This is a genomic window from Trinickia sp. (assembly GCF_051961175.1).
Lineage (GTDB): Bacteria > Pseudomonadota > Gammaproteobacteria > Burkholderiales > Burkholderiaceae > Trinickia.
Window position 1 is genome coordinate 1 of sequence record NZ_JBQCDN010000410.1, and the last position, 19,613, is coordinate 19,613.

The following is a 19,613-nucleotide window of genomic DNA, read 5'->3' on the forward strand; positions in this document are numbered from 1 at the left end:
CACCTCGTTGTGCGCGTTCAAGAGGATGATGCCGACGTTCGGGCGAAAGCCTTCGCGATCAAGCATACAACCACCTTCGAATCCTTTAAAATTGCTTTGATTATAAACAGATAACGAGCCTTTGGCACCGGCATGCACCAGAAGGGTTCGAGGCAGTGCAACAATCGTGCCTCGGGGCAGCCGGCGGCTCGCCTGACGAATCGCGCCGCTTCGCGTAGGCTGTTTGCGCTGCGAAGCAGCACCCGGTGGTGTCCCCACATGACTCGTTCCCTTCTTTTGGCGGCTCGCTGCGGGCTGTCGCTTTTGGAAAATTGTTGAATGAAAGCCTCCCGTTTCTTTATCGGCACACTGAAGGAAGCTCCGGCGGACGCGGAAGTCGTCAGCCATAAGTTGATGTTGCGCGCGGGCATGATCCGGCGCGTCGCAGGCGGCATCTACAGCTATTTGCCGGTTGGCCTGCGCTCGATTCGCAAGGTCGAAGCGATCGTGCGCGAGGAAATGAACCGCGCGGGCGCGCTCGAGTTGCTGATGCCGGCCGTGCAGCCGGCCGAACTCTGGCAGGAGTCCGGGCGTTGGGAGCAGTACGGGCCCGAACTGCTGCGCTTCAAGGATCGCAAGCAGACCGATTTCGTGATCGGGCCGACGCACGAGGAAGTCGTGACCGATATCGCGCGCAACCAGATCAAGAGCTACCGGCAGATGCCGGTGAACTTCTACCAGATCCAGACGAAGTTCCGCGATGAGATCCGTCCGCGTTTCGGCGTGATGCGTGGGCGCGAGTTCACGATGAAAGACGCGTACTCGTTCGACAAGGACCAAGCCGGGTTGAACGAGTCGTATCGCAAGATGTACGACGCCTATGTGCGGATCTTCACGCGCATCGGGCTCGAGTTCCGCGCCGTGAACGCCGATAGCGGCGCGATCGGCGGCAACCGCTCGCAAGAGTTTCACGTGATCGCGGCGACGGGCGAGGACGACATCGCTTACTGCCCGGGTTCGGATTTCGCGGCGAACGTCGAAGCCGCCGAAGCGCTGCCGCTTTATGCCGAGCGCGCCGCGCCCCGAGAGGCGATGCAAAAGACGGCCACGCCCGGCAAGGCCAAGTGCGAAGCCGTCGCCGAACTGTTGAACATCCCGCTCGAGCGCACGATCAAATCGATCATCCTCGCGACCGACAACGAAGGCGCCGAGCCCACGATCTGGCTGTTGATGCTGCGCGGCGATCACGATCTGAACGAAATCAAGGTGGGCAAGCTGCCCGGTCTGGCGGGCTTTCGGTTTGCCACCGAGGCCGAGATTGTCGAATGGTTCGGTACGCCGCCTGGCTACCTGGGCCCGATCGGCACGAAGAAGCCGGTGAAAGTCGTGGCCGATCGCACCGTGGCGAACATGAGCGATTTCGTCGTCGGCTCGAACGAGGTCGATTACCACACCACGGGCGTGAACTGGGGCCGCGATCTGCCCGAGCCCGTCGTGGCCGACATCCGCAACGTGCGTCCCGGCGATCCTTCCCCCGACGGCAAAGGCAATATCGAAATCTGCCGCGGCATCGAAGTCGGTCACGTGTTCCAGCTCGGGACGAAGTATTCCGAGGCGATGGGGGCGACGTTCCTCGATGAAAACGGCAAGCCGCAGCCGATGGTGATGGGCTGCTATGGCATCGGCGTCACGCGGATCCTCGGTGCGGCAATCGAACAGAATTTCGATGATCGCGGCATCATCTGGCCCGAGGCGATCGCGCCGTTCGAAGTCGTGCTGTGCCCGATGGGCTATGACCGCAGCGACAGCGTGCGCGCCGAGACGGACAAGCTCTATGCGCAGCTGACGAAAGCCGGGATCGACGTCATCCTCGACGATCGCGGCGAGCGTCCGGGCGTGATGTTCGCCGATTGGGAACTGGTCGGCGTGCCGCATCGCCTGGTGGTGGGCGACCGCGGGCTCAAGGAAGGGAAGGTCGAGTATCAGGGCCGCCGCGATGCGGAGCCGACGCTGCTGCCGATCGAAGACGCCGCTGCGTTCGCGATCGAGAAGGTGCGTGCGGCCCTCGCGCATGCCGGGTAAGAAACTCTGAACGTCATCTTCGGGCCGCCGCAACCAGAGGGGCGGCTCGTCGATCCGAGTGCGGGGGAGGGCTTCGGTAAGAGGCTTCCCCATTACCGCTTAGGGCCGCCTACTGCGGTGAGCGCCGATGCTTTGGATCCTCGGCTTTGCGGCGAGGAAGCCCACCGGGTTCGTCGGCGCGGGCTGTACCCGGCCTGCGCTCGCCGCCGCTTACCTCAAAGACATCACGCGCCGTCAGTGAGCGCGCGGATCGTCGGCAGATTGCGCCAGTAGCCCCTGGCATCCATCCCGCAACCGAATACGTAACGATCCGGCACTTCGAAGCCGCAGAAATCGGGGCGCAGCGGCTTGGCCTTCGCGATCTGCTTCTCACAAAGCACGGCGCTCAGGAAGCGCTTCGCACCCATCGCGAGAATGCGGTCGCGAATCGCGGCCATGGTCTCGCCTTCGTCGAGGATGTCGTCGAGCACGAGCACGACACGGTCCTTCACCGATTCCGCAGGCGCTACGCGCCATTGCATATCGGTGCTGCCGTGCGTCGTATTGCGGTAGCGCGTCAGGTGGATATAGTCGAACTCGAGCGGAAAATCGAGATGCGGCAGCAGCATTCCCGTGAAAACGGCCGCGCCGCCCATGACGGAAAGCAGCAACGGGAAATCTTCGCCGATCTGTCCGCGGATGGCGTGGGCCATGCCGGCGATCGACGCATTGACTTCGGCGGCCGAGACGATTTCCTCGGAGTGGCGAAAGATGTGAAGAGCTTCTTCGCGATTCATGGCGTTTGGCGAGCGATGACTGTTTACATAGTGTGAAGCGGCGTGCCCATGCGCGCCACGGCATTAACCCCTGCGCCGGGCGCAAGAGGGTTAGCGCATCCCCGGCAGCATGCCTTTCATGCCGCGCATCATCTTTTGCAGATTGCCGCCCTTGAGCTTCTTCATCATGGTTCGCATCTGCTCGTACTGATTGAGCATCCGGTTCACCTCCTGCACCTGCACACCGGCGCCCGCGGCGATCCGGCGCTTGCGCGTCGCCTTGATGAGCTCGGGTTTGGCGCGTTCGGCCGGCGTCATCGAATTGATGATGCCTTCCATCCGGCGCATCTGTTTTTCGGCCTGGCCCATATCGGCGCCCGCCGCGGCCTGCTGGAACTGCGCGGGCAGTTTGTCCATCAGCGTCGACAAACCGCCCATGTTCTTCATCTGCGAAAGCTGCGCGCGGAAGTCGTTGAGGTCGAAATCGCCGCCCTTTTTGACTTTGTCCGCGAGCTTTTGCGCCGCCTTGACGTCGACATTGCGCTGCGCTTCCTCAACCAGAGCAAGAATGTCGCCCATGCCGAGAATACGGTTCGCCATGCGCTCGGGGTAGAACACCTCGAGCCCGTCAAGCTTCTCGGCCACGCCCACGAACTTGATCGGCTTGCCCGTCACGTGCCGCACAGACAGCGCGGCACCGCCGCGCGAATCGCCGTCCAGTTTGGTGAGCACGACGCCCGTCAGCGGCAGCGCATCGTTGAACGCCTTCGCGGTGTTCACGGCGTCCTGCCCGAGCATCGCATCGACGACGAAGAGCGTTTCCACCGGCTTCACGGCCGCGTGCAGCGCAGCGATCTCCTGCATCATCGCCTCGTCGATACCGAGCCGGCCGGCCGTATCGACGATCAGGACGTCGTGGTAGTGACGCTTGGCCCAGTCGAGCGCCCCGAGCGCAATATCGACGGGCTTCTGATTCGGTTCGGACGGGAAGAAATCCGCGCCGACTTGTTCCGTCACCGTCTTCAGCTGCGCGATGGCGGCCGGGCGGTAGACGTCGCACGAGACGGTCAGTACCTTCTTCTTGTACTTCTCGCGTAACAGCTTCGCGAGCTTACCGGACGTCGTGGTTTTACCCGCGCCTTGCAAACCGGCCATCAGGACGACGGCTGGCGGCGTGACGGCGAGGTTCAGTTCCGCCGCCTTGCCCTCGTAGTCGCCCCCGATGATGGCGGTGAGTTCGCGCTGGACGACCGCGACGAGCGCCTGGCCCGGGGACAGGCTCGACAGGACTTCCTCGCCGAGCGCCTTTTCTTTGACCTTGGCGACGAAATCGCGCACGACGGGCAGCGCCACGTCGGCCTCCAGCAACGCGAGCCGGACTTCGCGCAGCATTTCCTGCGTGTTGGATTCGGTGAGGCGGGCTTCGCCGCGCAGCGTCTTGACGACGCGCGCCATCCGTGTGGTGAGTGTGTCGAGCATGGGGAGCCGTAGGGGAGCACAGCGGCGGCTGCGCGCCTTCGCATGAAGCGGGGCGGGTGCGGCGGCCTAGTGTAAACTTGGGACATGGATATTGTACTGTATGCCCTCACTGCGCTCCTTTACGGCGGCCTTGCCGTCGTCGGTTGGCGCGTGCACCGCGTCGAGGGGGCGCCGTCGATGCTCTCGAGCGTGCCGCCCGTGCCCGCGGTTGCGCGCGCACCATCGAGGGCGAGCTCGCCGCGGGTGGCGCGTGCGCTGCTGTTCGTCGCGCTCGCCGCGCATGGGCTGCTGCTGCATATGACCATCTTCCCGCGCGATGCGATGGTGTTCGGCTTCGCGTTCGCGCTGTCGGCCATGTTTTGGCTCGGCGCTTGTATCTACTGGATCGAGAGTTACTTCTTCCCGCTCGAGGGGCTCGGGCTGCTCGTGCTGCCGCTCGCGTGCCTGGCTTCGCTGATGCCGCTCGCCTTCGGTGGCGTGCATGTCCTGTCGTACGCGGCTGCGCCTCTATTCAAGATGCACTTCATCATCGCGAACGTCGCCTACGGGTTGTTCGCGATTGCCGCGCTGCACGCCGTCCTGATGTTATTTGCCGAGCGCCGCTTGCACATGTTGCGCAGCGCGCTCGAAAGCAACGGCGGCGGCGGGTTCGCCGGCTGGCTCGATACGCTTCCTCCGCTGCTGACGCTCGAAAAGCTGCTGTTTCGCCTGATCGGCGCAGGGTTCGTCCTGCTGACACTCACCCTCATTTCGGGTGTGCTCTTCAGCGAGCAGTTGCTCGGGCGGCCGTTGACGTTCGATCACAAAACCGTGTTCGCGGTTCTGTCCTGGGTGATGTTTGGGGCACTGCTGACCGGACGCCAGCTATCAGGCTGGCGCGGGCGCACCGCGTTGCGCTGGGTGCTCGCGTCGTTCGTCGCGTTGCTGCTTGCCTATGTCGGCAGCCGCTTCGTCTTCGAGGTGCTGCTGCACCGTCCCGTCGTTTAAATCGTCATGCGCCAGATTTTTCTTCTTGTCGTGTTCGTGCTCGCCGCCCGCTGGCTGGTGAAGACGATGCGCGCCGCTCAGATCCGCACCGGCGGCGCCCATGTGGGCGGTGCGTCGCGCGGTGCCCGTGCCGGTGCTGGCGGGACCGCGCAGCGCGGGCAGCCGCAGCTCGCCGAGCCGATGGTGCGCTGTGCCGCGTGCGGCGTGCACGCGCCCAAGAGCGATTCGGTGCACTCGGGCGGCCTGTCCTTCTGCAGCATCGAGCATGCGCAGCGCCATTCGGCGCGTGCGGGCGGTCGCGAGGGCCGATGAGCGCGATGCCGTTCGCCGTCGATCGAGACGGCTGGGCGCACGGCGCGCGCGTACTGCCGTCGCCGAACTTCGAGCCGCGTCCCGAAGGGGCGGTGCCCACGCTCATCGTCGTGCACAACATCAGCTTGCCGCCGGGCGAGTTCGGTGGCGGTGCGATCGCCGATCTTTTCCTCAATCGCCTCGATTGCGATGCGCACCCTTACTACGATGCGCATCTGCGCGGCCTGCGCGTCTCGTCGCATTTCGTGATCCGCCGCGATGGCGGGCTCGAGCAGTTCGTTTCGTGCGAATGGCGTGCGTGGCATGCGGGCGTCTCGAGCTTCTTCGGGCGCGAACGTTGCAACGACTTCTCCATCGGCATCGAGCTGGAAGGCGCCGACACGGAGCGGTTCGAAGCCGCGCAGTACGCGACGCTCGGCCCACTGGTCGACGCACTCGTTGCCCGCTATCCGATCGAGGCGCTGGCCGGGCACTCCGATATCGCGCCCGGGCGCAAGACCGATCCGGGGCCTCATTTCGACTGGGCTCGCTTGCAGCGCGACACCCGGCTCGCCGATCAGTATTTCCCCTACCGGCAAGCCTAGCCGCCGCCCCGATTTCAGGTTCGACCGAGGCATGCAAAAGCGCATGCTGCTTGCGTTTGCGATAAGTCCTTGTCCCGGCTCGCTTAATGAAAAGTCAAGCGTTGAACCCCAAATAAACCTTTTTGATTTGGCGGTCCGGTCCACTATACTTTGTATCTATACGACGCGGCTGCACTAGATGTTGTGTCGACACGCCGGAGCGTCCGAGAATCGGAGAGGGCGCCGGAACCGCAGAAGCGGCGTGTAAATCATGCGGATGGAACGCCGGGCAATGCCCGGCGTTCCATCTTCGGGGGAAAAACGGGGCGTGCTGATGCCCGCCGGAATCATGACAAAAGCCATCGTCTTGTCCGACTCGCGCGGCCGCGCTGCCCGATCGCTCCGTTTTCTCTCCCGCCCCACATCGTTCGCGCTCGGGGTGGCGCGGCGGTTGTTCAAATCCGCGGTTTGACCGCACATCCAAGATCAGGAGCTTTGCACATGCAAACGACCGACAACATGACGAGCCAGCACGAAGGTGCGCAGGCCGGGCACGCCGTGGGCGCTCAGGCCGCTTACGCGCAACCGCTTGCGCCGCAGGCGACCTTCGCGGACTATAAAGTGATCCGCCGCAATGGCAGCGTCGTGTCGTTCGAGCCGTCCAAGATCGCGATCGCCGTGACGAAGGCGTTCCTGGCCGTCAATGGCGGGCAAGGCGCCGCGTCCGCGCGTGTGCGCGAGCTCGTGGAGCAACTGACGCAAAGCGTCGTGCGTGCGCTCGTGCGCAGCCGCCCGAACGGCGGTACGTTCCACATCGAAGATATCCAGGATCAGGTCGAACTCGCGCTGATGCGCGGCGGCGAACACAACGTCGCGCGTGCGTATGTGCTGTACCGCGAGAAGCGCAATCAAGAGCGAGGCCATGAGCAGGAAGCCGCGGCACCGTCCTCGGGCCTGAACGTGGTCGACAATGGCGTCACCCGTCCGCTCGATCTGGCGGCGCTGCGCGCGCTGATCGAATCGTCGTGCGACCAGCTCGGCGAGGCCGTGAGCGCCGAGCCGATCGTCGCCGAAACGGTGAAGAACCTGTACGACGGCGTGCCGATGAGCCAAGTCTATGACTCGGCCATCCTCGCGGCGCGCACGATGATCGAAAAGGATCCGGCCTACAGCCAAGTGACGGCCCGCATCCTGCTGCACACGATCCGCCGCGAAATCCTCGGCGAGGAAGTGACGCAAAGTGAAATGAGCGAGCGCTACGCCGAGTACTTCCCGCAGTTCATCAAGCGCGGCATCGAAGCTGAATTGCTCGACGAGAAGCTGCAGCAGTTCGACCTGAAGCGTCTCGGTGCGGCGCTGGACGCCGGCCGTGACCTTCAGTTCGGCTACCTCGGTCTGCAAACGTTGTACGACCGCTACTTCCTGCACGTCGAAGGCACGCGCATCGAAATGCCGCAGGCATTCTTTATGCGTGTCGCAATGGGCCTGTCGTTGAACGAGATCGACCGTGAAGCGCGGGCCATCGAGTTCTACAACGTACTGTCGACGTTCGATTTCATGAGCTCCACCCCGACGCTGTTCAATTCGGGTACGCGCCGCTCGCAACTGTCGTCGTGCTACCTCACGACGGTCGCGGACGATCTGGACGGCATCTATGAAGCGCTGAAAGAAAACGCGCTGCTGTCGAAGTTCGCCGGCGGCCTCGGCAACGACTGGACGCGCGTGCGCGCTCTCGGCTCGCACATCAAGGGAACGAACGGCAAGTCGCAAGGCGTGGTGCCGTTCCTGAAGGTCGTCAACGACACGGCGGTGGCGGTGAACCAGGGCGGCAAGCGCAAGGGCGCTGTCTGCGCGTACCTCGAATCGTGGCACCTGGACATCGAGGAGTTTCTCGAGCTGCGCAAGAACACGGGCGACGACCGCCGCCGTACGCATGACATGAATACGGCGAACTGGATCCCCGATCTGTTCATGAAGCGCGTGATGGAAGGCGGCGATTGGACGCTGTTCTCGCCCTCGACCTGCCCGGATCTGCATGACAAGTTCGGCGCCGACTTCGAAAAGGCTTACACGGCCTACGAAGAGAAGGTGGCACGCGGCGAGATCAAGCTGTTCAAGAAGATCCCGGCCGCCCAGTTGTGGCGCAAGATGCTTGGGATGCTGTTCGAGACGGGCCATCCCTGGATCACGTTCAAGGATCCGTGCAACGTGCGCTCGCCGCAGCAGCACGTGGGCGTCGTCCATTCGTCGAACCTGTGCACCGAGATCACGCTGAACACGAGCGACGCCGAAATCGCCGTCTGCAACCTGGGTTCGGTCAACCTGGTCGCGCATCTCGTGAAGCAGGCCGACGGCAGCTACGCACTCGATCAAGACAAGCTCAAGCGCACCGTCAGCGTGGCGATGCGCATGCTCGACAACGTGATCGACATCAACTACTACGCCGTGTCGAAGGCGCGCAACTCGAACCTGAAGCACCGTCCGGTCGGCATGGGCATCATGGGCTTCCAGGACTGTCTGCACCTGCTGCGCGTGCCGTACGCGTCCGACGAAGCGGTGGAGTTCGCCGACCGCTCGATGGAAGCGGTCTGCTACTACGCCTACTACGCGTCCACGGAGCTGGCCGAGGAGCGCGGCCGCTATTCGAGCTATCGCGGTTCGCTGTGGGATCGCGGCATCCTGCCGCAAGACACGTTGAAGCTGTTGGCCGAAGCGCGCGGCGGCTACGTCGAAGTCGATACGTCCGAGACGATGGACTGGCCGACGCTGCGCTCGCGCATCGCCACCTACGGGATGCGCAACTCGAACTGCGTCGCGATCGCGCCGACGGCGACGATCTCGAACATCATCGGTGTCTCGGCCTGTATCGAGCCGACGTTCCAGAACCTGTACGTGAAGTCGAACCTGTCGGGCGAATTCACGGTGGTGAACGACTACCTGGTGCGCGACCTGAAGGCGCGCGGCCTGTGGGACGAAGTGATGGTTGCCGATCTGAAGTACTTCGACGGCACGCTCTCGCGCATCGACCGCGTGCCGGCCGATCTCCGGGCGATCTATGCGACGGCGTTCGAAGTCGATCCGAAGTGGCTCGTGGAGGCGGCATCGCGTCGTCAGAAGTGGATCGACCAAGCGCAGTCGCTGAACATCTACATGGCCGGCGCATCGGGCAAGAAGCTCGACGAGGTGTACAAGCTGGCCTGGTTGCGCGGCCTGAAGACGACCTACTATCTGCGCACGATGGCTGCCACGCACGTCGAAAAATCGACGGTCGCGCACGGCGCGCTGAACGCGGTGCCGTCTGCGGAAGGCGGTAGCGGTGGCGGTGCGGCAGGCGGCTTCGGTGCGACGGGTGGAGCGATCGGCGGCGGCAGCGCCGCGGCGGGCGGCATGAATGCGGCGAGCGCCGCGCCGGCGGCGCCGGAAGCGGACGGCCCGGTGTGCATGATGCGCCCCGGCGATCCGGGCTTCGACGAATGCGAGGCTTGCCAGTAACCGCTTCGCTCGAACGCCGGGGTCATGCGCCGGCGCAGGCGGGACAAGGGCGCGCGAACAACAGAACGACAAACGCGCGCCCTCGGGTCAAGCAGTGCGATGCGCTTCGTCACGCGGCGAAGGCATCGGGAGCAGCGGGAAGCATCGAGCCGATCCGAAGCATCGAACATGAGGCGCGATGCGAGGCATTCGAGGAACACTCGGGACGCGTTGCATCGACGATCGATGCGTCGATGCGGTCCTCTTCGACAAGGAGACGAACGCATTGAGACGACCCTTCATGAGTCATCGATGATTCGCGCGAGCGCGGCCTAACGAACAAAGTGTTGTATCGAGGTCGCAGCGCGAATCGAAAAACAAGGATTTTCGTGAGCGAACCCTTTTATCGCTCGTGAAAAGATGGTACAAACCGATCTAAATTGATGGTGAGAATTTATGCTCAACTGGGATGACGAGACGACTGCCGTAACTCCCTCGAGCGGTTCGCAACTGAATACGTTGCGCGACCGGGCGGGACAGGCCGTCGAAACGCAAGCAGCGACGCGCACTGCGCCGCAAGCTGTGCCCACGCAAAACATCTTTGCGCAGGACTTCGCCGTCGCTCCGCCTGCTGCGTCTGCTGCGCAGCCTGCCGCATCTGAAGCGCGCGTGAATGTCGCCGACAAGCGGATCATCAACGGCCAGACCGACGTCAACCAACTCGTCCCGTTCAAGTACAAGTGGGCGTGGGAGAAGTACCTGGCCGGCTGCGCGAACCATTGGATGCCGCAGGAAATCAACATGTCGCGCGACATCGCGCTTTGGAAGGACCCGAACGGGCTGACCGAAGACGAGCGCCGCATCGTCAAGCGCAACCTCGGCTTCTTCGTGACGGCCGACTCGCTCGCCGCGAACAACATTGTGCTGGGCACCTACCGGCACATCACGGCACCCGAGTGCCGCCAATTCCTGCTGCGTCAGGCGTTCGAAGAGGCGATTCACACGCACGCCTACCAGTACATCGTCGAATCGCTGGGTCTGGACGAGGGCGAGATCTTCAACGCCTATCATGAGGTCACCTCGATCCGTGACAAGGATGAGTTCCTGATCCCGTTTATTCACACGCTGACTGACCCGGCGTTCAAGACGGGCACGCTCGAAGCCGATCAAAAGCTGCTCAAGTCGCTGATCGTGTTCGCCTGTGTCATGGAAGGGCTGTTCTTCTACGTCGGGTTTACGCAAATTCTCGCGCTCGGCCGTCAGAACAAGATGACGGGAGCGGCGGAACAGTACCAATACATCCTGCGCGACGAGTCGATGCACTGCAACTTCGGCATCGACCTCATCAACCAGATCAAGCTCGAGAACCCGCACCTGTGGACGCGCGAATTCCGTGAAGAGATTCGCGAGATCTTCAAGCATGCGGTCGAGCTCGAATACCGCTACGCCGAGGACACGATGCCGCGCGGCGTGCTGGGACTCAATGCGTCGATGTTCAAGAGCTATCTGCGCTTCATCTGCAACCGCCGTTGCCAGCAGATCGGCCTCGATCCGCTCTATCCGAACGAGGAGAACCCGTTCCCGTGGATGAGCGAGATGATCGACCTGAAGAAGGAACGTAATTTCTTCGAGACGCGAGTCATTGAATATCAAACCGGCGGTGCGCTGTCCTGGGAATGAAGCGTGCTGGCCGATGTAATGAATGTTGATGGGGCGCCGCCGCGACAATGGCCGGCGGCGGATAAGGTAAGGAGCAAGAACGCCTGATGCAAAGCGTGCCCGGTGGTGAGACCGCCCACGATCAAGAGAGGCACTTTGCGAACCCTTCGGTGGGATGGGCGAACTACCCCCTGAAAAAGCCGGCGGCCTGGCCGCCCGCTTGTCACAAGCGAATATCGGGCTCGGCGAGTGCATGGCGCTCGCCTGCCAACTCGATCCGGCGTGCTGTGCCTTTGGGTACGGCACGCCTTACCGCATTCATTAGCGTAAGCGCCATGTTTTCGCGTACGCCGATGAATAGCCCGCTTCGCAGCGCGCGCCGTCAATTGCCGGCGCGCAGCGGGAAGCGGGTTTGAAGAAGGGTGTAGTTCGAACTTTACTCATTCTCAAACCTGAAGGAGAACACAATGGCAACAGCAGCTAAGAAGAAGCCCGCCGCTAAGAAAGCAGCGCCGGCCAAGAAAGCCGCTCCGGCGAAGAAGGCCGCAGTGAAGAAGGTCGCAGCGAAGAAGGCAGCGCCGGCCAAGAAGGTTGCAGCCAAGAAAGTCGCAGTGAAGAAGGTCGCGGCGAAGAAGGCAGCTCCGGCCAAGAAGGCGGCACCGGCCAAGAAGGCAGCGGTGAAGAAGGTTGCAGCCAAGAAAGTCGCAGTGAAGAAGGTTGCGGCCAAGAAGGCAGCACCGGCGAAGAAGGCGGCACCGGCCAAGAAGGCAGCGGTGAAGAAAGTTGCAGCCAAGAAGGCGGCGCCGGCGAAGAAGGCCGCGCCCGCTAAGAAGGCTGCTGCCAAGAAGGCCGCGCCGGCTAAAAAGGCTGCGCCTGCGAAGAAGGCTGCCGCCAAGAAGGCCGCACCTGCGAAGAAGGCTGCCGCTCCTGCCAAGAAGGCTGCGCCTGCGAAGAAGGCGGGCGCCAAGAAGGCTGCGCCCGCTCCGGCTGCTCCTGCTGCGCCTGCTGCCGCATCGACGGCGCCTGCATCGACGGTGAAGACGGCGTTGAACCCGGCCGCTGCATGGCCGTTCCCGACGGGCAGCCGTCCGTAATAGGAAGGCGTAACGAGCGCGGCGCATTGCGTCGTACTCGTTCACGATGTACCTGTGAAAAAAAAACCCGCCACCGGTTTCGCCGGCGGCGGGTTTTTTTTATGCTGGCTTCAAGTCAGGCCCGCCGATCGCTGCGCGGGCATGTGGCTTTCAGCGCTTTCAACGCATCGGCCTTCAGTGCGTGACGCGTGTCACGCCCGCGCTCGAGAGAAGCCGCACGCGGTCGCCCGCCTGGAACACTTCGCCCGTTGCCGATTGCGTGATCGCGCGCAGATCGCCGTTGTCGAGCCGTACGGTGACTTCGATGCCGGTGCGCTTCGCCACACCGTTCTCGACCGCGTTACCCGCGACCGCGCCTGCGATGCCGCCGATGATGGCCGTTGCGATCGAGCCCCTGCCGCCGCCGATCGCGCTGCCGGCCACGGCGCCAAGCGCCCCGCCGCCGAGCGCGCCGAGCCCGCTCGGTTGCCCGTCATTCGAAGAAATCGTCACCGCGCGCACGCTCTCGACGGTGCCGAAGCGAACCGATTGCTCGCGCTGCGCCTGACCTGCCGTGTAGACGTCGGGCGAGCTGCTGTTATAAGCGCACCCCGTCATCGTCACGGAAGCCGCGAGCAGCGTGACGAGCATCACTCGAGCCGATGTATTCATTGTGTTACTCCACATGAGTGTTACTGCAGGCCATAGCCGAACGCCTGCTTGAACCGTTGGTTGATCTCATCGATGGACGGCGCGTAGGTTTGCGGGCCGGCCTGTTCGATTTTCAGCGAACCCATGAGGCTCGCCAGGCGGCCCGTCGTGGCCCAATCCAGGCCGCGTTCGATGCCGTAGAGCAATCCGCCGCGAAACGCGTCGCCGCAACCGGTGGGATCGACGACTTTGGAGGCAGTCACGGCAGGAATGTCTTCGGTCTGGCCGCCATGATGAATGCGCGCGCCGTGTTCGCCACGGGTCACGATCAGCGCCTGCACCCGCTCGGCGATTTCATCGAGCGACCAGCCCGTCTTGTTGCTGACGAGATTTGCCTCGTAGTCGTTGACTGCCACGTAAGTGGCGAGTTCAATGGCGCGCTTGAGTGCCTCGCCGGAGAACAGCGGCAAGCCCTGGCCCGGATCGAAGACGAACGGCACGCCGGCGGCGGCGAGCTTTTCCGTATGCTGCACCATGCCTTCGTAACCGTCGGGCGCGACGATTGCGAGCGTGATGTCTTCCGCTTGATCGGCTTGGTTCAGGTGCGATTGCATCATTGCACCGGGGTGAAAAGCGGCGATTTGATTGTTGTCCAGATCAGTCGTGATCATCGCTTGCGCCGTATAAGCGTCGGGCACCATGCGCACGTGATCCGTGCGCAGCCCGAGGCTCTTGAACCGATCGAGATAGAGCTTTCCGTCGATTTCGCCGAGCGTGCCCATGATTCGCGCGTCGCCGCCGAGCAGATTCAGCGCATAGGCGATGTTGCCGGCGCAGCCGCCGAATTCGCGGCGCATCGTCGGCACAAGGAAGCTCACGTTCAGGATATGAACCTGTTCGGGGAGGATGTGCTCCCGAAAGCGTCCCTGAAAGGTCATGATGTTGTCGTAAGCAAGCGAACCGCAAATCAGCGTAGCCAAGGCAGGAATTCCTATCCGTATTGTGTAATGGGGTGCGCCATACGAAAACGCCGCGCTCAAAGCCTAAGCGCGGCGTGCTTTCCAATCGATGGCGCGGGTTACTTCAGCGCGCTCAATGCCGCGTCGTAGTTCGGCTCGTTCTTGATCTCGCCGACGAGTTCGGCGTGCACGACCTTGTCGTTTTCGTCGACGACAACGACAGCACGCGCCGTCAGGCCAACGAGCGGGCCCGACGTAATATCAACGCCGTACGCTTGGGCGAAATCATGGCCGCGAAACGTCGACGCCGTCACGACATTTTCGATCCCTTCGGTCGTGCAAAAGCGCGTCGCCGCGAACGGCAGATCGCCCGAGACGACGATCACGGCCGTGTTTTGCAGCTTGGCCGCCGCTTCGTTGAACTTGCGCGTCGACGTTGCGCACGTCGGCGTGTCCAGGCTCGGGACGATATTCAGTACCTTGCGCTTGCCGGCGAAATCGGCGAGCGTCACGGCCTTCAAATCCTTACCGACGAGCGTGAACTCGGGGGCCTTCTGGCCGACGGACGGAAACGCGCCGCCGACTTCGATCGGGTTGCCGCCCAGTGTGACTTGACTCATGTTAGCTCCGGATATTCGTTTCAGGTTGTCGCAAGTGCGAAATAGTGGGCGCGCGCCATACTGCCGCGCCCGGATTGCGCTACGGGTAAAAGATTTGGACGCGGAAGTTCGTCGCGACCGCGTTGCCGCTCTCGATCCGAACGATCATCGTTTGCGTCGCATGCGCAGGCAGGCCCGCTGCGATCGTCGTGCCGGGCGGCACGTAATCCTGCGGCCACAAGATGCGCCGCACGACGATGCTGTTCTTCTCGTCGGATAGCGTCAGTTCGATCGCCGGGTAGGCGAGCGCGATGCCATAGCGGTTGCGCAGCGGCACGCGCAGCTCGAGATGGTGAGGGCCATCCACCTGACGCAGATCGGGCACTTCGATCCGCAGCCCGTCGATATCGCGCGGCGGCGACAGCTGGCAACCGAGCTTTTCGCATACACGCGCGAAGATCGGCTGCGAGTCGGGCCAGTAGACCATGACTGCCTCGCGACGCCACCACGCGAGTTGCGCGATCAGCACGACGATCAGTGCGACGGAGATGACGCCGCCTACGACGTACCAGAGCACGCGGCTCGGTGTCCGGGCGCGCGCTTCGCGGGTCATGGCAAAGTGGCGCTCGTGTTCGTCGGATGCGGGCGGTTGCGCGAAGATCGGGGGCACACCCGCCGCGTGAACGTTCGATTCGACGCGGAAATCGGGTTCGGCCGCGGCGTCGGCTTGCGCTTCGAGGCGCTCGCGCAGGTTGGGGGCAAGATGGGATTCGGCTTCGTCCCGGTGGTGCTTGCTTGTGGTGCGGGCGAAGTCGGGTTCGGGTTCGATTTGCGTCTGGGGCGCAGGCGTTGCGCCGAAGCGCGGTTCGATATCGACGTCGGCGGGCGCGTGAGCGCTAAAGTGCGGCTCGTCGTCGTGCCATTGGCGCCCGCGGGATGCGCCCCAATTCGGCGTGGCCGCCGGCTCGGCCTGTTCGTCTCGAGCGGGCTCGGCGAACCCCGAGGCTGCAGCGGCGCCAATCGGTGCATCGTGAGTGGGAGCAGCAGGCTGTTCGACCGTATGGGATGGGTACGTCGCGAGCGGTCTGTGCGTCTCTTGCTCACGCTCGTGCTGGGCCGCAGCTTGCACAGGCGGCGGTGCTTCAGGCTCAGACGTTGGCTCGCTCGCGAGCGATAAGCTTTCCGACGACGCCTCGGCTTCTGCTGCTTCGCGTTCCGCTTGGGCTCGTGCTTGCGCTTGGGCCTGCGCTTCTGCCAGAGCTTGCGCTTCCGCTTGAGCTCGCGCTTCTTCTTGAGCCTGTGCTTCCGCTTGGGCCTGCGCTTCCGCTTGGGCCTGTGCTTCTGCTTGGGCCTGTGCTTCTGCCAGAGCCTGCGCTTCCGCTTGAGCTCGCGCTTCTTCTTGAGCCTGTGCTTCCGCCCGAGCCCGCGCTTCTTCTAGCGCTCGCGCTTCCGCTTGAGCCGGCGCCGCGGCTTCAGCGTTGTCTACCGCTTCCGGCGTGGGTGCACGATGCGCGTCGCGCGCATATTCGTGCTCGAACACCGACGACGATAACGCGGGGGCCGGCTCGTGCTGAGCCGGCTGATCGCCGGCGTGCGGATCGAGTTGATTGCTCCGGGCATCGAAGACCTGATGGCAGTGTCCGCAGCGCGCGAACCCGCCAGAAGCCGCGAGCAGCGCTTCCTGCACGCGGAAAACCGTTTCGCAGTGGGGACAGCGGGTGGCTAGAACCATGGTGAGCGGGGGAGCCGGACGAGCCGGTGCATCGATCGATAGGCGCTATTCTAATGGTTTCCCGCCGCGCGTTCGGATGCGCCGCCATCGGCGTCCGATTCGCTGGCACGCTTGACGCCCGTCAAGCAAACCCATCCCTCGTGCTCGCGCCACACGCCGATGTCGATCCACGGCCGATAGGCGTCCGCTACTTCCTCTGCTTGCCGCGCGAGTACGCCGGACAGCGCGATCCGTCCGCCCGTCCTGACCTTCGCACACAACATCGAAGCCATGAGTTTGAGCGGGTTCGACAAAATATTGGCGACGACGATGTCGAATTGCCCCGCCGGACAATCGTCAGGCAGCGCATAGGCGACACCGGCGCGATTGCGCTCGGTATTCAACCGAGCCGATTCGACAGCTTGCGGATCGATGTCGATGCCGACGACGGGGGCGGCGCCGCACTTGTTCGCGAGAATCGCCAAAATGCCCGAGCCGCAGCCGTAGTCGAGCACCGATTGGCCCGGCGCCACGGATTGCTCGAGCCATTCCATGCATAGCCGCGTGGTGGGGTGGCTTCCCGTACCGAACGCCAGGCCCGGATCGAGTTCGAGAATGAGCGCCTGCGGATCGGGGGCGTCGTGCCACGATGGCACCACCCAAATGCGCTCGCCGATTGAAATCGGCTCGAATTGCGATTGCGTGAGACGCACCCAGTCTTGCTCCGGCACGTCACGCAAGGTGTAGGCGGGCGTCGCAGCCAAGCCGACCGCGTTGGCGGCCGCCGCTGCGAGCACCGCCGGTTCATGCTCGGGCGCAAGCAGTGCCACGACGCGCGAATGCAGCCATGCCGTGCGCTCGGGAGTGAGGCCGGGCTCGCCGAACAGCGGCTGCTCGTCGGGCGTATCGGCATCGGCGTCTTCGACCGATACCGATAACGCACCGAGCTCGATCAGCGCATCGGACAGGGCTTCCGCGCGCGTCCGGTCCAGCTCGACGATCAATTCCCGGTAGCTCATCGCGTCAGCCTCCGCTGGGCCGCCCCAAGGAGGCTGGCCGCCCCCTCGGGGGGCGCTTTGCCTGGGACCGGGGTAAGCGCTGAAGCGCCAACGCCGGTCGACAGTGAGCGCATCGAACCTGAGGGCCGTTCCATTATGCTTCTTCCGGTGCGGCTTGCTGCTTCTCCGCGAGCCGGTGTTCGAGATAGTGAATGCTCGTGCCGCCTTCGACGAACCCGCCGTCGAGCATCAACTCGCGATGCAGCGGGATGTTCGTCTGAATGCCTTCCACGACCATCTCCGACAACGCGATGCGCATGCGGCGGATCGCTTGCTCGCGCGTTGCACCGTAGGCGATCAGCTTGCCAATCATCGAATCGTAGTTCGGCGGAACGAAATATCCATTGTACGCGTGCGAATCGACGCGAATACCTGGGCCGCCCGGCGTGTGCCACGACGTAATGCGGCCCGGCGACGGCGTGAAACGGAACGGATCCTCTGCGTTGATCCGGCACTCGATCGCATGCCCGCGGAAGACGACGTCGCGCTGGCGCAGCGAGAGCTTTTCGCCGGCGGCGATGCGGATCTGCTCCTGCACGATATCCACGCCCGTGATGAGCTCCGTGACCGGGTGCTCCACCTGCACGCGCGTGTTCATTTCGATGAAGTAGAACTCGCCGTTCTCGTACAGGAATTCGAACGTGCCGGCGCCCAGGTATCCCATCTTCTTGCAGGCATCGGCGCAGCGATCGCCGATGCGCTCGATCAGACGGCGTGCGATGCCCGGCGCGGGCGCTTCCTCGATCACCTTCTGGTGACGGCGCTGCATCGAGCAGTCGCGTTCGCCAAGCCAGAGCGCGTTCTTGAACGAATCCGCGAGCACCTGGATTTCGACGTGACGCGGGTTTTCGAGGAACTTCTCCATGTACACCTGCGGATTGCCGAATGCGCGCTCGGCTTCCTCGCGGGTCATGTTGACGGCGTTGACGAGCGCCGCCTCGGTGTGGACGACGCGCATGCCGCGCCCGCCGCCGCCGCCCGCCGCCTTGATGATGACGGGATAGCCGATCGAACGCGCGATCTTGACGATCTCCTTCGGATCGTCGGGCAGGGCACCTTCCGAGCCGGGCACGCAGGGCACGCCGGTCTTGATCATCGTCTGCTTGGCGGAGACTTTGTCGCCCATCAGGCGAATGGTTTCCGGACGCGGACCGATGAATGCGAAGCCCGATTGTTCGACGCGCTCGGCGAAATCGGCGTTTTCCGAAAGAAAGCCGTAGCCGGGGTGGATCGCTTCCGCATCGGTGACTTCGGCTGCGCTGATCAGCGCCGGCATGTTCAGGTAGCTTTGCGGCGACGGTGCCGGCCCAATACAGACGGCTTCGTCGGCGAGCTTGACGTACTTGGCCTCTTTATCGGCGGTCGAGTAGGCGACGACCGTCTTGACTCCGAGCTCGCGGCACGCACGCTGAATGCGCAACGCAATTTCGCCGCGGTTGGCAATGAGAATTTTTTCAAACATGGCTGTGTTCCGACGCATAAAGGGGCTCGTGCGTCGTGGGGCCGCGATCTTTGGCGGCGCACGGCATTCGAGCGAAACGGCGTACGCCCGAGGTGGCTGAGCTGCCCCGGGCCCGCTTTGCGATTAGCCGATGACGTAAAGCGGCTGGCCGTATTCCACGGCCTGACCGTTTTCGATGAGGATTTCCTTCACGATGCCGGCCTTGTCGGACTCGATTTCATTGAGCAGCTTCATCGCTTCGATGATGCACAGTGTCTGACCTTCCTTGACTGTGTCGCCCACTTGGACGAACGGCTCGGCGCCCGGCGACGGCGAGCGGTAGAACGTGCCGACCATCGGCGAGGTGATCACGTGGCCTTGCGATGCAGCAGCCGGCGCTTGCGCGGCGGCCGGGGCTTGCTCGAGTGCGCCCGTTGCCGCGGCGGGAGCGGACGGTGCCATTTGCGGCGCAAACGAGGCGGACGGCTGTACGTAAACCGGCGGCGCATTCTTGACGATGCGGACTTTGCCTTCGCCCTCGGTCACTTCGAGCTCGGAGATACCCGATTCGGAGACGAGATCGATCAAAGTTTTCAGCTTACGTAGATCCATAGGGAATCCCCTTGTTCAATGCGTGAGGCGCCGGCTCGTGCCAGCGCCGATTTGGTGTTCTGAAAAATCAGCCGCGCGCGTTCGGCGACGCGAGCCGCTCGAGCGCGAACTCGAGTGCGTACAGATAGCCCTTCCAACCGAGCCCGCAGATGACGCCTTCAGCCAGATCGGAAAAGTACGAGTGATGTCTGAACGGCTCTCGGCGATGCACGTTCGACAGAT

At 63.5% G+C, this 19,613-nt stretch carries 17 protein-coding genes and 1 pseudogene; 7 read left to right on the top strand and 11 right to left on the bottom strand.

The genetic code is table 11. The annotated features are described in order from the left end of the window. Positions 1–258, bottom strand: a pseudogene (locus tag ACTHL0_RS23210) (hypothetical protein); the annotation flags it as partial. Between the two features lie 60 nt (positions 259–318). Between ACTHL0_RS23210 and ACTHL0_RS23215 the strand changes: the two are divergent. Continuing rightward, complete coding sequence (locus ACTHL0_RS23215) at positions 319–2,061, top strand: proline--tRNA ligase (RefSeq protein ID WP_440569313.1); 1,743 nt, start codon at positions 319–321, stop codon at positions 2,059–2,061. Positions 2,062–2,285: 224 nt separating this feature from the next. Here the strand turns inward: ACTHL0_RS23215 and ACTHL0_RS23220 are convergent, their stop codons facing one another. Both ACTHL0_RS23220 and ffh read right to left on the bottom strand, forming a co-directional pair. Next, entirely contained in the window at positions 2,286–2,837 is a 552-nt protein-coding gene (locus ACTHL0_RS23220) for a hypoxanthine-guanine phosphoribosyltransferase (protein ID WP_440569314.1), read from the bottom strand. Positions 2,838–2,927: 90 nt separating this feature from the next. After that, positions 2,928–4,295, bottom strand: a complete 1,368-nt coding sequence (gene ffh, locus ACTHL0_RS23225; RefSeq protein WP_440569315.1) for a signal recognition particle protein — start codon at positions 4,293–4,295, stop codon at positions 2,928–2,930. An 84-nt stretch (positions 4,296–4,379) separates the two neighbouring features. Here ffh and ACTHL0_RS23230 point away from each other — a divergent pair, with 84 nt between their 5' ends. The 6 genes from ACTHL0_RS23230 (at position 4,380) to ACTHL0_RS23255 (ending at position 12,381) form a co-directional block, all read left to right on the top strand. Further along, positions 4,380–5,282 carry a cytochrome C assembly family protein gene (locus ACTHL0_RS23230; protein ID WP_440569316.1) on the top strand — a complete coding sequence of 301 codons (903 nt, stop codon included), beginning with the start codon at positions 4,380–4,382 and terminating at the stop codon, positions 5,280–5,282. A 6-nt stretch (positions 5,283–5,288) separates the two neighbouring features. Then, complete coding sequence (locus ACTHL0_RS23235; protein ID WP_440569317.1) at positions 5,289–5,594, top strand: PP0621 family protein; 306 nt, start codon at positions 5,289–5,291, stop codon at positions 5,592–5,594. Then, a complete protein-coding gene (ampD, locus tag ACTHL0_RS23240) occupies positions 5,591–6,178 on the top strand; it encodes a 1,6-anhydro-N-acetylmuramyl-L-alanine amidase AmpD (RefSeq protein WP_440569318.1) in 588 nt (195 codons plus the stop codon). Before ACTHL0_RS23235 ends, ampD begins: the two co-directional genes overlap by 4 nt. Before the next feature lie 480 nt (positions 6,179–6,658). Next, positions 6,659–9,649 (top strand): ribonucleoside-diphosphate reductase subunit alpha, encoded by a 2,991-nt coding sequence (locus ACTHL0_RS23245; protein ID WP_440569320.1) that lies wholly within the window; start codon positions 6,659–6,661, stop codon positions 9,647–9,649. Between the two features lie 435 nt (positions 9,650–10,084). Beyond that, positions 10,085–11,308 (top strand): ribonucleotide-diphosphate reductase subunit beta, encoded by a 1,224-nt coding sequence (locus ACTHL0_RS23250; RefSeq protein ID WP_440569322.1) that lies wholly within the window; start codon positions 10,085–10,087, stop codon positions 11,306–11,308. A 446-nt stretch (positions 11,309–11,754) separates the two neighbouring features. Further along, on the top strand, positions 11,755–12,381 hold the full coding sequence (locus tag ACTHL0_RS23255; protein WP_440569323.1) for a histone H1-like DNA-binding protein: 627 nt from the start codon (positions 11,755–11,757) through the stop codon (positions 12,379–12,381). A gap of 174 nt (positions 12,382–12,555) precedes the next feature. Here the strand turns inward: ACTHL0_RS23255 and ACTHL0_RS23260 are convergent, their stop codons facing one another. From ACTHL0_RS23260 to ACTHL0_RS23295, 8 genes are all read right to left on the bottom strand, one after another. Then, on the bottom strand, positions 12,556–13,032 hold the full coding sequence (locus tag ACTHL0_RS23260; protein WP_440569324.1) for a glycine zipper 2TM domain-containing protein: 477 nt from the start codon (positions 13,030–13,032) through the stop codon (positions 12,556–12,558). Positions 13,033–13,052: 20 nt separating this feature from the next. Further along, positions 13,053–13,991, bottom strand: a complete 939-nt coding sequence (locus ACTHL0_RS23265; protein ID WP_440569326.1) for a carbohydrate kinase family protein — start codon at positions 13,989–13,991, stop codon at positions 13,053–13,055. Positions 13,992–14,089: 98 nt separating this feature from the next. Next, complete coding sequence (gene tpx, locus ACTHL0_RS23270; RefSeq protein ID WP_440569327.1) at positions 14,090–14,590, bottom strand: thiol peroxidase; 501 nt, start codon at positions 14,588–14,590, stop codon at positions 14,090–14,092. Between the two features lie 79 nt (positions 14,591–14,669). Beyond that, complete coding sequence (locus tag ACTHL0_RS23275) at positions 14,670–16,301, bottom strand: DUF3426 domain-containing protein (RefSeq protein ID WP_440569328.1); 1,632 nt, start codon at positions 16,299–16,301, stop codon at positions 14,670–14,672. 50 nt (positions 16,302–16,351) lie between these two features. Continuing rightward, a complete protein-coding gene (gene prmA, locus ACTHL0_RS23280) occupies positions 16,352–17,299 on the bottom strand; it encodes a 50S ribosomal protein L11 methyltransferase (RefSeq protein WP_440569329.1) in 948 nt (315 codons plus the stop codon). A gap of 133 nt (positions 17,300–17,432) precedes the next feature. Further along, positions 17,433–18,800, bottom strand: a complete 1,368-nt coding sequence (gene accC / locus ACTHL0_RS23285; RefSeq protein ID WP_440569330.1) for an acetyl-CoA carboxylase biotin carboxylase subunit — start codon at positions 18,798–18,800, stop codon at positions 17,433–17,435. A 123-nt stretch (positions 18,801–18,923) separates the two neighbouring features. Then, a complete protein-coding gene (gene accB, locus ACTHL0_RS23290; RefSeq protein WP_440569331.1) occupies positions 18,924–19,391 on the bottom strand; it encodes an acetyl-CoA carboxylase biotin carboxyl carrier protein in 468 nt (155 codons plus the stop codon). A 67-nt stretch (positions 19,392–19,458) separates the two neighbouring features. Next, positions 19,459–19,613 (bottom strand): type II 3-dehydroquinate dehydratase (locus tag ACTHL0_RS23295; protein ID WP_440569332.1); only part of this gene is annotated, 155 nt, incomplete at its 5' end.